The sequence below is a fragment of the Gracilibacillus sp. JCM 18966 genome, assembly GCF_055392695.1.
Window position 1 is genome coordinate 368,895 of record NZ_AP043883.1, and the last position, 13,398, is coordinate 382,292.

Genomic DNA, 13,398 nt, shown 5'->3' on the forward strand with positions numbered 1-13,398 from the left:
TTTTCATTCTATCATACTATCAACCTGTATGAAAGGTTATATTATTTTGAAATGTAAGTACACATCTATTATTGGATTAATCGTTGATAATATAATAAACTTAGAGCATAATCATTTCGAGGTGAACCGTATGAAAACGTTAAAGAAGAAACGATTATCAGAAATTGTTGCAGATGAAATAAAGAGATATATTAAAAAAGAAAAACTGAAAGAAGGAGATCGTCTTCCATCTATATCCACACTCATCGAAACCCTGGGTATCGGAAGATCCTCCCTTAGAGAAGCTCTCCAGTTGTTAGAAACACAGGGATATGTTGAAATTTTAAACGGAAAAGGTACTTTCGTAAAAAACAATAAAGCTTTTCATATTCAAACTTCTTTTGATATTGAAAATGAACGGAAATTTTTATTAGATGCTCTAGAAGTTAGAATTGCTTTAGAAGGAAAAGCAGTGGATCTAGCAGCAAAAAAAGCCACACAGGATGATATTAAAAAAATGGAAGGTTATCTAAAAGAATATGTGATGTATATCAACAATAAAGAGCGGGATAAAGCAAACGAGTCTGATTCATTGTTTCATCAAACTATTTATGAAGCTGCTGACAATGATTTATTAACTAGTATTATTGACTCTGTCGGGGATACTTTTAACCAATTTTGGAATGAACCATTTGGGATTGAGGACATATTTGATAAAAGCTATCCCTTTCATGAGGAATTACTTCAAGCAATAAAAGAGCAGAACCCTAATAAAGCATCTGACGCTTTTTTAAAGATTATGGATTCTGTTAAAACATCCATTGAGAATATCTAGTACCCACTTTTTCAGAAGGCTAAGCCGAATTTGGTTTAGTCTTCTTTTATTTATAATTTTTTCCTTGACGACCAAACCAATATATGGTTATAATTTAAATCGTAATTATTACGATTTGATAAGGAGTGTTTATTTTGGTTTCATTATTAAAAAGATTTGGTTTCATCATGGTTGGTGTGTTAGTAATTTTAGTAGGCTGTCAATCGGAAGACTCGTCCACAGAAGATACTGATGCATCAAGCGAATCTCAAACAGAAACAACGGAAGCAGAACAAGAAACAAAAGATAAGGACGAACATGATCACGATCATGATCACGACCACGACGAGCACGAGCATGAACATCATCATGCACATGACGAAGAAACAGAAGAAATTTACAATGGTTATTTCGAGGATAGTCAAGTTCAAGACCGCACACTTTCTGATTGGGAAGGAGATTGGCAATCAGTCTATCCTTATTTACAGGACGGTACGCTTGACGAGGTATTCACTCACAAAGCAGAGCATGAAGGGGACAAAACAGCGGAAGAATATAAGGCTTATTATGATACAGGATATCAGACAGAAGTGGAACGCATTGTGATTGATGGAGAGATGGTAACCTTTGTTGAGAATGGGGAGGAAAACACAGCCCAATATATCTCAGATGGATATGAGATACTCACCTATGATGCTGGTAATAGAGGAGTTAGATACATATTTAAATTAGCAGAGGAAGCAGAAAACCTCCCACAGTATATCCAATTCAGTGACCATAGCATCTATCCAACGAAAGCTAGCCACTACCACCTTTATTGGGGCGATGATCGCGAAGCTCTATTAGAGGAAGTAACGAATTGGCCAACCTATTACCCCTCTGAAATGGATGGACATGATATTGCGCATGAGATGATGGCACATTGATTTGATACTTTCTTAAAGAATTGTAAATTCTATGAAAAAGGATTGATCGATAGTAAAAAAAAGATTACATTGAATTCAATAGAGATTATTCTCCAGACCACTGAAAGGAGAGATTGATATTGAAAAAAGGTGTTGTATGTTTGCTGTTAAGTATGTTTTTGGTAATTGTTTTTTCCAGCAGTGTAGCTGCTACAGGTAAAGGAAAAGAAGTAAACCTCAAGGTAATGTCATTCAATATCCATCATGGTGAAGGCTTAGATGGAGAATTGGATATTAAGCGTACTGCCAAAGTTATGAAGGATACAGGCGCAGAAATCATTGGCATTCAAGAGGTGGACCGATTTTATGGTGACAGAAGTGATTTTCAAGATCAAGCAAGGAAACTTGCAAAGTTATTAGGCTACCATTATGTATTTGGCGCCAATCTAAATCTAGAACCAGAAACCAGCAATAAAAATAGACAATATGGTACTGCCGTTCTCAGCAAGTATCCCATCATCGATTCAGAGAATATTCATTTAAGTAGTTTTGGCAATGAACAACGAGGTCTTCTGCGTACCAAAATTAACGTAAAAGGAATTCACGTCCATTTCTATAACACACATCTAGGTTTAAATGTAGCCGAAAGACTTGCCCAAATAGCAGAAATCAATGAGGTGAAGTCGTCCTTTTCAGGTCCTAGTGTTCTAGTTGGTGATTTAAACGCAGAGCCAGATAGTAAAGAGCTTCAATTATTATTACAAGAAGGTAACTTAGTAGATGTCTTTGCAAATGGGGATGAATCAAACACCTTTCCAGTAATAAACCCAACGAAACGAATTGATTACATCCTCACCTCTCCGTCCGTTTACCACCTGGATAGTCAGGTAATTTATACAGAAGCTTCCGATCATCTACCAATAGTAGCAGATATCGTTATTACGCGTTAGCAAAGCTGAGATTTTTGCATGGAGCTAGTTTATTAAACTTGCATCCATGCATTTTTTATCTTGGCTACTTCTCTTGACATATGCATATTGGCCAAGATATATGCTTTTATCTTGGCTATCTCGCTTAGCACAGACAGGATGACCAAGATATCACCTCTTGCCTTGGGCTTTCTCCCTTAGTACTTCGATTATTCCCAACATATATTCATTACTAACCCTCTCTCATTCTAATTAGAATATATTACCACTAAATTTTCAAATTTTTTTCGACATTATTCTTAATAACGAATCCTTTTCTGCCGATAATAACAATATGCTCTTATTTGATTTAAATAATTTCTTTATTATTTATATAGCTCTCTACTGATCACTGGAGGTGATAATTTTGCAAAATGTTGTAATAGTAGAACATAGTACTTTGTTTCGAGAAATGATTTCGAATATGATTAATGATATGGAGAACTTTCACGTTCTCGAAGCTTTTGACAATGAAGCAAAGGCAATACAGTTTCTAGAAATTTCAAATATCCCTTCGTTATGTATTATTGGTACCTATTTATCAAAAGAGGATCGAATTGCCTTTGCTAAGCAATTGAAAGCTATGCAGCCACTTATGAAGGTAGTATTAGTAGCATCTGATAAAGATGATGATGCGATCGAGGCTTTTCCAAGTACTAATTTAGATGGTTATTTAGTAGCAGATATGGGATTAAGTGATTTTCAATCTATTATTCGTTTGATTATGGATGGTATGTTTGTTGCACCACAAACAATGATCCAACAGTATGTAAGCAAATTACATTATATAGCTACCCATGAGGATAGAGATCAATTAAAGCATTTACTAATGCTTGAAGATGTAGAATTAAACATAGATATCGAAGAAATCGTGTTACAAAAGTCCATCTTTACAGACAGGGAATTTCAGATTTTCCGTTTGCTTAGAAAAGGCTGGTCTAATAAAATGATTGCAAATGAGATTAATTTAAAAGAAGGTACCGTTAAGAATTATGTTTCTATTATTTATAAGAAACTGGAGATCAAAAATCGAGATGAGCTGATGCAGTTAGAATCGGCGAATGTTTAAAGGTTATTACCATCCATGGTTCAGCTATCCCTTAAGGGGTGTAGCTGAACTTTTTTTCTAATAGTAACAAGAAATGAAATCCGTAAATAGTATACTGCTACCCCTCGCAATATGCTATAATCTTTGTAAACGATTACAAATGAAGGAGACGAAAGAACTTGATTCATTCAAAATGGTATGCTGTTTTAGAAACGATCACTAATTTCATACTATTAAACATATTATGGTTGCTCTGTTCTCTTCCCATCATTACTTTATTCCCTGCTACTGCTGCAATGTTTGGGGTGATTCGAGATTGGGAAAATAACGAAAACGTAGGGATTTTCAAACAGTTTTTAATCAACCTTAAAAATCATTTTAAGCATAGTATATTCTTTAAAGTATTATTTTTGATTTTTATTGTTATTTTAGTTTTAGATTATGCCATACTTAATGAATTAAACTCACCAATCATGATCTCATTAATAACGGCATTATTATTCCTTGTCACCATATTTACTTTGTTTATTAGTATGTATATTTTTCCGCTTATGGTTAGTTACGATCTTTCTTTCAAAAATTTAATGAGAAACTCCATTTTATTCTCAATGCTGTATTTCCCATCCACTTTACTGTGTTTAATTATTGTTAGTGTTGCTATTTTCATTGTGGCCATTATTCCTATCGTCAGCTGTATTATATTTAGTCCAATGGCATTTTTAATTTTCAAAATATGCAAAAGAAATTTCGATAAAGTGAGTAAAATGACAAAGACAAAGAGTATTTATACTTAACTCCTATAAAAAACAGTAGGAACTTGTAAGTTGTTCCCACTGCTATGAATCATTTCCTTATTAAATTTCCTCGATATTCTTTGGGTGTCATACCTGTTACTTTCTTAAAAAAACGAGTAAAGGAATGTGCAGAGGCATAACCAACTGCAACACCTACATCTCGAATTTTTAGTTTTCGATTTTCTAGAAGTTCCTTTGCCTTAAGAACTCTACATTTTTCAATATACTCTGATAAATTCATTCCATACTCTTGCTTGAAAAAATAAGATAAATAGGAAGGATTAAAGAAGTGAATCTCGGCTAATTTAACAAGTGATAAATCCTCATTTAAGTGATCTTCTATGTATTTGCAAATATTTTCTATTATGCAAGAAGCTTTATCTCGTTCTCTTATTTTATGTATATGAAGGATTTTCTCTGTAGTATCTTTTAAAAAATGAAATCCATCCATTATAGATCGATGGTCATCTATGCGCAACAATTTATCATAGTTAAAAATGTGTGTACTTAATTCTAAGCGATTAATATAGGAATATAAACTCAACGCAATAGCATAATAAGCTTCCATCAATTGATGAACATCATCTGTTGCTATCTCAGAAGTTATAAATGTCTTAAGATGGATAAAAAATTCTTCAATTTTATTGGAATCTAAATTTGCAACCATACTCTCCATTCTATATTTTTGCGTCGTTTTATCAGCTGGAGATTTTTGATTTTGTTCATTATGAGTATCCCATATAATCATTGGAATATTCCTTCCAACTTTAAATTGCTGTAACTGTCGCAACTGCTCATATTTTTCCGTAATTCTATTCCATTGACATGAATGACTACTTACAGTAAATATGATGGGCAACTCTAACAAATGTATACTTTCTTGTTGGACCAATTCTAAAGAGCCTTCCAAATATTTTGAAAATCGGCCATCTAAATCATCATTCGTGTCAAGGCATGGTTGAATAAACCACAGAATATCACCATACTTATCTATAATATCCATACTTTGTAATTTTTCAGAAAGGTGATATTCCCACATATCTCTAACTGCAGATAGAATATTTGATTTTTCTAGATATGTTTTCCCTTTAGGATATGTTAAACGTCCTAATACTAACCAGACACCTTTGTTTAGATCTAAGCTTATTTCGAGCTCATTAAACTCATTACGTAATATTTCCATATCCTTCCCCAAATACTTACTATCTTGTAATAAATGCCTCATATATTCACCTTGTGCCATGAACTGATAGGCATATAGTTGCTCTCTAGATCGTTCTATCCATTTACTTGTAAATTTCTCTTGATAAATTTCATTCATCACAACTTCAACTGTGTCAATTATCTTATCATAACCTTCCGTTTTTAATAGATATCTAACATTTGTCATCTGTATCGCTCTATAGGTATACTCAAAATTATTATGACCAGTTAAAAAAACTACTTTACATTTAGGCCAAAAGTTTTGTACCTTCTCGATTAATTCTAATCCATTCATCCCTGGCATAGCAATATCTGTAAGAATAATATCAATTCTACTGCGTGCGAGCCATTCTAAAGCTTCCGTAGCCGAGTATGCTTTATATACATCTAGTTGTTCAGGATTATAACTACTGAATACCTCATACAGTCCATCTGTAATAATTTCCTCATCATCCACAATTAATAGTCTATACATTCGAATCATCCTCCTCTAGATTTATTCGAATTTCTACCTTTAAACCATTTGTTTCACTTCGCGACAGATATAGACCACTATTAGCACCATAAGTTAATAAAATCCTTCTATGAATATTTGTCATTCCTGTTTGTTCTTGATAATCTCTTGCTTCATTTAAAAGAGAACGCATATCCTCTATTTTCGAGGTACTAATTCCATCACCATTATCTTCTACAACTATATAAATCGTGTGATGCTCTTTTTTAAAATGAACCCACAAAAGTCCTTCGTCGACTTTCTTTTCTAGACTATGTTCGAATGCATTTTCGATAATAGGTTGGACAATTAGTTTAGGTACCTTTATGTGTTCCATTTCTTCTGGTAATTCATCAAACTGAACCTTGATTCTTCTTGAAAATCGAAGCTGTTGAATTTCTGTGTACATTCTAGCATGCTTCATTTCTTCGGATAATGTTACGTGCTCTTCCTCATTCCGGGTAATAAATTTAAAATACTCTCCTAGCATACTAGTAAATTGTTCCATACGTTCCGTGTCCTCTGTCTTTGCTAAGGAATTTAATATAAAAAAACTATTATATAAAAAGTGCGGATTTATTTGAGATTGTAATTGTTTTAATTCCGCTTTTTGCATCATTAGCTTTTGTTTATAATCCTGCTCAATAAGTCGTCTAAGTTTATATAGCATAATATTATAACGATTATATAGAAAGCCAAACTCATCCTCCTGTTCATGCTCAATGGGATTATTTAGTTCCCCATCTTCCATTCGTCGAAAGCCATCAACTAATAAGACTAAGGGTTTATGGACCATTCTATATATCAAGTAAGAGTAAAGGATGATGACCACTAAAGAGGTAATGGCAAATCCCCAAGCCCACCTACTAAACTTTTTTAATGGGAGTTTAACTATGTCTTCAGGAATAAAGGTTACAACAGAAAGCTTTAAATCCTTAGAATAAGCACTATTTATATGAAATCTTTTATCCTCAAAAAAAGTTACATTGTCATTATTTTCTTTTGACCTCATGGTGTGATAATAAATGTTAAAAGCATTACTTGTTTTTTCGCCACTTTCTAACAGTAATTCCTTGTCATCAGACACTAGAAATGTAGAACTATTTGGATACATATTTAATGTGTTTAAATCCTCACTCATCTTTTGTTTATCTAATTCGATGTGTACTACGATTTGGGGATGTTCCTGCAGATCATTCCCGATTATTGAAGCACTTAAACTTAACGTATCCTCAGTTTGTATTAATCGTAATCCTGTTTGTGATTTGCTAGTGCGTATTTTCTCATACTCTAATTTATTAAAATCTTGTGCTGCATTCATCACAGAAATGGTTTTGTCAATGGATGGTAAATGGATCGAGATATCTTTAATATATATATTTGTGTTTTTTATGGAGGTAAGTCGATGTATGATATAGTTCACACTATCTTTTCGTTCGATATTGTCCATCATATCCCACGTATACGCAATCTTTCTTAGTTCCGTTTCTTGTAAAATATCAAATTGCTGAATTTCAATCCATTCGATTTCACGATTTAGGTTCCCTAGATATGATGTTAATTGTACTACTGTATTCTTTGAAATTTCCTGGCTTGTATTTTGATAGGTCCAATTGTACAAATAAATACCGAAAACGATAATAGGTAAGATTAATATAAAAAACATAATAAGTAGTCTTGCAAAGATAGTTTTACGCAATGAATTAACTGGAATTTTTAGCATTCCTGCCCTCCAATAGTACGATTAAACCATACTCTATTGATTTACTTGAACAGTATTTTCACTTTGATTTTGATACCATTCGTTTACCTCTTCTGTCATTTTCCTCCCCCCCATTTCCTTCCACTTTTCTACAAATAAATCAAATTCATTCATCGAACGACCTAAAATAAATTCCACATAGGAATCATGTATATAATTATCTAAAATGGTTTTCATCTCAACCATTGTGGTAGTAGGTGGCCCATAAAAACGATCATATAACAAGCTATCATTTTTAATATATTGTTCTAGTATGGAAAAGGCCCCATTTACTCCGTAAGTTTTTTCCCAGCCCCAGCCCGCTTCGTTATTCTCTGTAAAATAATGAATGATATTTTCATAGATTGATTTTGCCTCTTGCTCAAGCTCTGCAAAATTACCACTTGCTCTTACAGCTTCCAATTGGCGAAAGGCATCTAAATTTTTGGAAGCGGGATAAGGGTTTATTGGCGACAACTGCCAGACTGGATAAGGAGTGCTATAAAACAATTCGTACTCTGAGGTTTCTCCCCAATTTTTCTCTAAATAAAGATTAATCATCTTCATTATTGCCTCAGGGTGAGTGGTACCTTTTTTCACAACTAGGTAACTATTCGAATTATACTTTAAGGGAACTTTCACTTCTTTACCCGTTACGGAGACAATAGGGAGGGGTTTCCATTGTGCATCAGGATTCTGTTCTCGACTAACACCTGCTACAAATGATCCCCACTGTTCTCCATATAATATTCCAATTTTACCTGCTGCAATTTGTTTCTTCACCTTGTTCCCATCTTTTAGAAAAAATTCATCATCTAAAATACCTGCTTTATACATGTTTTGTAAAACAGATAGAGCTTCTTTCACCTCCTCTTGAACTCCTCCATGCACAAGCTCACCATATTCATTTTCTATCCAAATACCTGGATAAGCACCAAACCCAGCCATAAAATTAGTTATTCCCATTACTGGATCCCATAAATGTTTAGTAATAGCTAGGCCTAACGTGTCGTCAATATTGTTTTGATCAGGATCTTCAAAAGTAAACGCTTTCGAAATCTCAATCAGATCATTCATCGTTTTAGGCTCAGCTAGTTCTAAATATTCAAGCCAATCCGTTCGTATCCAAATATACTGCGCTTTTTCAATGGGGGAATCGATTTGGGGAATTCCTATCATTTTACCATCTATTGTTGCACTTTCTATTAATCTAGACCCTTCCATTGTGTACACTTCTTTTGTGAATGATGTTGCATATTCCTCGTACACTGCTGTTAAATCCTCTATCAGTCCAGCACGATACAGTTGTCTTAATTGTTGATCATTAACCCACACTACATCAGGTATATTTCCAGAAGTAATAACACTTCCTAATTTACGAGAAAATACATCTCCTTCCGCTTTCCAATCATATATAATGTTAATGCCTAGCATTTGTTTATAGAGTTCAGTCCATCTATTTTTTTCTAGGGTTTCTCCAGGTAAATGATTGATTAGTTCGTTCAAGCCTTGTCCTGTTTCTCTTACAAAATGAAGTTCAATCTCTGGTTCATACTTCGCCAATCCTTTATGTGCGTAAAATTTACTTTCTTGGGGTTGTACCTGTATAAGAGAGTCTTCCTTTGTATCAATTGAATCATCATCACATGACATTAAAGTAACTGAGGCAACGATAAATAGGAATAGAATGATATAAATGGATATATTCCGCTTATGCAAACTGTTTCCTCCATTTCATAATTAATCCATTAATTTATAATTCATTATCCTATTTGATTACTTATTTATCAACCTCCGTTAATAAAGCCCTTACAGAGGGAACAAATGCACTATAAATCTATCTCTTTTTATAATGAAAGAAATCAAAATCAACCATTCCATTTATATTTTGTGTTGCATAGTTGAATAAACCAACCCTACATCCCATAAAGTGATCTAATGTATAATGTAATTTAATTTTTTGACCAATCATTTCCCAAGTGATTCCATCATTTGAATAAGAAAATTCAACAAAATCTTTACTATTTTCAAAGTCAAAAGAAGCCTTCAAATAAACAGTATCCGAAGTATACAAGGTTGATGCTGTAATATCCTCTTCTCCCAAATCTCCTTTTTCACCGATCCCAATATAAAAATCCTGCTCATTACCTGCTAGTACACCGATCCAAGCATAATGTGATTGTAGAGCAACTAACCCTGCTCGATCACCAGGCTTCATTTGTTTAAAGTCAAGCTTTGTAATTGCAGTGCAACGTGGTCCTTCCGTTCTTTGAGTTAAAGTATTTCTAGCAAATTCTACACTTTTTGTAATGTGTCCTGTTCTAAGACGTAAATACCCTTTTCGTTCCGTTAATGACCATAACTCGTTGTTCGGGTTATGGTTCCATTGCCAATTTAAGGCCAGTTTATTCGTTTCATATTGGAACTCATCACTAAGAACCAATGGCGCTTGTTGAGTTTCAGGCAAAGGAGAAATAAATTCACTTGGTACCTTTCCACAGGTCCCAAATATAGGCCAATCATCCTCCCAACTAACTGGGACTAGATGAGGAATACGCCCAACCGCATCATGATCTTGAAACAATAAAGCAAACCACCTTCCTTCTTTTGTATCTACAATACCTCCTTGTGCTATTCCTTTATTGTGATAGCCCATATCATCATCTAATACAACACGCATCTCATATGGACCAAGTAGATCCTTTGATCGGTAACAAATTTGTCTACGTCTTTGGTTACCATCCGCAGGCCATTCAATAAAGAACAAATAATAATAGCCATTTCTTTTATAGGCATGACACCCTTCACACCTTAGCCTTATATTTTTGGAGGCAGTTGACAATAATAATCGATGAATACCGTTCTCTTTGACTTTTGTTGCTTCTGGTGTTAGTTCTGTAATTCGAATATCTCCATTACCGTATATAACAAATAAACGATCATTATCAAACAACAAGCTTGGATCATGATAAAGACCATCAAAAACAACCCGATTCCAATCACCAGCTTCAAGGTTTTTTGTTGTGTAAATATAAAATTGTTGCATATCATTACTGGAAAAACATACATAGAAAGTTTTCTGATGATACCTTAGGCTTACCGCCCAGGAACCTTTTCCATAAATGTGTTGACCATTCATTAAATTGTGAGCATCGTTATCTTCTAATGTTTGAAAAACATAATTGATGATTTCCCAATCCTTCAAATTTTTTGACTTCATGATGGGACACCCTGGCATGGAATGCATGCTAGTACTAACCATATAATAAATATCATCTACCCTAATTACACTTGGATCAGGTACATCTGCCCAAAGGATTGGATTGGTGACAAAGGATTCTTTCATTTCTATACCTCCATTGTTTATACAATATTAACAAGCAAATTAATTCTTTTCCATAACCCGCCAAAATGCTTGTTTAGGTTGATGGTTAGTATCGAATAGAAACGGCCAGTTTCTTCTTCCTCTTACTGGAAAATTATCTAACCACGTATAATCATCAGCTACTCCCCAAAAAGTCACAGAATCGATATAATCCTTATACTCTTTGAATAGTTGAAAGATTTGATAGTACCTTTCTGCCTGAAGCTGCATCATCTGTTCAGTTGGTTGCTTTAAATCTGTTCGGCTATCATGATGATCGAAAACGGATAGATCAAGCTCTGTAATATGCAATTGCACATCTAAACTTGCATATGATTCTATTGCTCGCTTAATATGCTCTAGGGAAGGTGAGTGTAAATTCCAATGAGCTTGCAGGCCGATTCCGTGAATGGGTACATCTTTTTCTTTTAAAGATTTAACTAACCTAACTATCTTCTCTCTCTTGCTAGGTACAGATTCATTATAATCATTATAAAATAACTTTGCCTTTGGATCAGCTTCATGAGCAAACTGAAATGCTTTTTCGATAAATTTTTCACCAGCGATATCAAGCCATTTGGAAGGCCGTATAAATTCACCATCCTTATCTGATACCGCTTCATTCACAACATCCCATGCGTAAATGTTATCTTTATATCGATTTATCACCGTATCAATATGATTCTTCATTCTATTAAACAATGTATCACGATCAATTAAGCCACCGTCTTTATCATGAAATACCCAATCAGGAGTTTGATTATGCCAAACCAAAGTATGTCCTCTTACTACCTTTTTATTTTGTTCAGCAAAAGTAACCACTTGGTCTGCGGAATCGAATGTAAAATTCCTCTCGGATGGTTGTATATGACTAAACTTCATTTCATTTTCTGCTGTTAAACTATTAAAATGCTTCTTGATTAAACTTTCTTGACTTTTTATAGTCATCGGGTTCACTGCAGCTCCGATTTTAAAATAGTCCTTCATCACTTTATAAAGTTGCATTTGATTATCCTTTGAATTACCCAATGTAATTCCTCCTCTTATATAGTTAGTAATTTTTCGATAAAAATGAATGTCCTTACGAAAGAAGTTTTGCGACTCATTCGCAAGATACTATTCAGACCATGATTACCCTACAATCCCAGATCGTTCGATACTTTCAACAAAATAACGTTGAACGAATAAGTAAATAATAATAAGTGGTAAGATAGCAAGCAATATCCCCGTATCTTGTACCATACTCATATAAAATGGATCTTTATTTGTCGCAACTCCACCTTCAAGCTGAATTGACAAATTATAAGGTAATGAGGACAATTGTGTAGCCATTACATTACTTGATGTTAAATAGGTTGTTGTAAAGAAGCTATCATTCCACTGCCAAACAAATGAAAAAAGCATTACTGTAACAATTGCCGGAAAGGCATTAGGTAGCATAATACGTAAAAAAGTCTTTCCCACACCAGCTCCATCAATATAAGCAGCTTCTTCAATTACCTTTGGAATCCCTCTAAAAAATTGCCGGAAGATAAAAATATACAATCCGGCTTTTAGCGAATTTGCCGTAACAGATGTTAAAATAAAGGGCCAATATGAATTTAATAAATTTGCAGAATCACCTGTCAATAACGGAATAATTCCCATCAGTGTGAAATCTTTTAAATTCATATAAATTGGAATTAAAATAGTCGTTGGTGGTACTAAAATAGTTAGTATGACACCAGCAAATAACAGTTTACTTCCTTTAAAGCTAAGTCTAGCAAAAGCATAGCCTGCTAGGGCACAAGAAGCAGTTGTTAGAATGGTTGTAATGCTCGCTAACAAAAAAGTATTCAATAGAGTGTCCCAATAATCCATAATCTTTATAGCATTCTTAAAATTCTCTAATGTGAAATGTTCTGGAATCCAAACAACAACAGGGGAGTATAAATCACTTTTATGTTTAATGGCAGTCGCTATTTTTTGTAGAATTGGATACAAAATCACAAAAGATAAACCGACAATTAAAACAAATCGAACCATTGCCCATAGCCACCGCTTCCAATTTTCCAACGATAATAATTTTACTATCATTATCCTTCCCCCC

At 33.9% G+C, this 13,398-nt stretch carries 11 protein-coding genes; 5 read left to right on the forward strand and 6 right to left on the reverse strand.

The window, feature by feature from the left end; genetic code table 11:
• The first annotated feature begins 130 nt into the window (after nt 1-130).
• The 5 genes from ACZ5N5_RS01635 to ACZ5N5_RS01655 all read left to right on the forward strand — a co-directional run bounded on the left by ACZ5N5_RS01635 (nt 131) and on the right by ACZ5N5_RS01655 (nt 4,508).
• Nucleotides 131-814 (forward strand): FadR/GntR family transcriptional regulator, encoded by a 684-nt coding sequence (locus ACZ5N5_RS01635; RefSeq protein WP_277679972.1) that lies wholly within the window; start codon nt 131-133, stop codon nt 812-814.
• 131 nt (nt 815-945) lie between these two features.
• Nucleotides 946-1,719, forward strand: a complete 774-nt coding sequence (locus ACZ5N5_RS01640) for a metal-binding protein ZinT (protein ID WP_425454598.1) — start codon at nt 946-948, stop codon at nt 1,717-1,719.
• Nucleotides 1,720-1,838: 119 nt separating this feature from the next.
• On the forward strand, nt 1,839-2,648 hold the full coding sequence (locus tag ACZ5N5_RS01645; protein WP_277679973.1) for an endonuclease/exonuclease/phosphatase family protein: 810 nt from the start codon (nt 1,839-1,841) through the stop codon (nt 2,646-2,648).
• 385 nt (nt 2,649-3,033) lie between these two features.
• On the forward strand, nt 3,034-3,735 hold the full coding sequence (locus ACZ5N5_RS01650) for a response regulator transcription factor (RefSeq protein WP_464373137.1): 702 nt from the start codon (nt 3,034-3,036) through the stop codon (nt 3,733-3,735).
• A gap of 158 nt (nt 3,736-3,893) precedes the next feature.
• A complete protein-coding gene (locus ACZ5N5_RS01655) occupies nt 3,894-4,508 on the forward strand; it encodes a DUF624 domain-containing protein (protein ID WP_054788928.1) in 615 nt (204 codons plus the stop codon).
• A 49-nt stretch (nt 4,509-4,557) separates the two neighbouring features.
• On the opposite strand, the gene ACZ5N5_RS01660 is transcribed toward ACZ5N5_RS01655, so the two are convergent.
• From ACZ5N5_RS01660 to ACZ5N5_RS01685, 6 genes are all read right to left on the reverse strand, one after another.
• Nucleotides 4,558-6,186 (reverse strand): response regulator transcription factor, encoded by a 1,629-nt coding sequence (locus tag ACZ5N5_RS01660; protein ID WP_464373138.1) that lies wholly within the window; start codon nt 6,184-6,186, stop codon nt 4,558-4,560.
• The gene (locus tag ACZ5N5_RS01665) at nt 6,179-7,927 is read right to left on the reverse strand and encodes a sensor histidine kinase (RefSeq protein WP_109985341.1); all 1,749 of its coding nucleotides are present in this window, start codon (nt 7,925-7,927) and stop codon (nt 6,179-6,181) included. The genes ACZ5N5_RS01660 and ACZ5N5_RS01665 overlap by 8 nt, the downstream gene beginning before the upstream one ends.
• 33 nt (nt 7,928-7,960) lie before the next feature.
• Nucleotides 7,961-9,664 carry an extracellular solute-binding protein gene (locus ACZ5N5_RS01670; protein WP_464373139.1) on the reverse strand — a complete coding sequence of 568 codons (1,704 nt, stop codon included), beginning with the start codon at nt 9,662-9,664 and terminating at the stop codon, nt 7,961-7,963.
• Between the two features lie 118 nt (nt 9,665-9,782).
• Nucleotides 9,783-11,291: a glycoside hydrolase family 43 protein gene (locus ACZ5N5_RS01675; RefSeq protein ID WP_277679699.1), complete on the reverse strand. Its 1,509-nt coding sequence runs from the start codon at nt 11,289-11,291 to the stop codon at nt 9,783-9,785.
• 39 nt (nt 11,292-11,330) lie between these two features.
• Entirely contained in the window at nt 11,331-12,338 is a 1,008-nt protein-coding gene (locus tag ACZ5N5_RS01680; protein WP_054788923.1) for an endo-1,4-beta-xylanase, read from the reverse strand.
• A gap of 102 nt (nt 12,339-12,440) precedes the next feature.
• Nucleotides 12,441-13,385 (reverse strand): carbohydrate ABC transporter permease, encoded by a 945-nt coding sequence (locus ACZ5N5_RS01685; RefSeq protein ID WP_425454591.1) that lies wholly within the window; start codon nt 13,383-13,385, stop codon nt 12,441-12,443.
• Between the last annotated feature and the right edge of the window lie 13 nt (nt 13,386-13,398).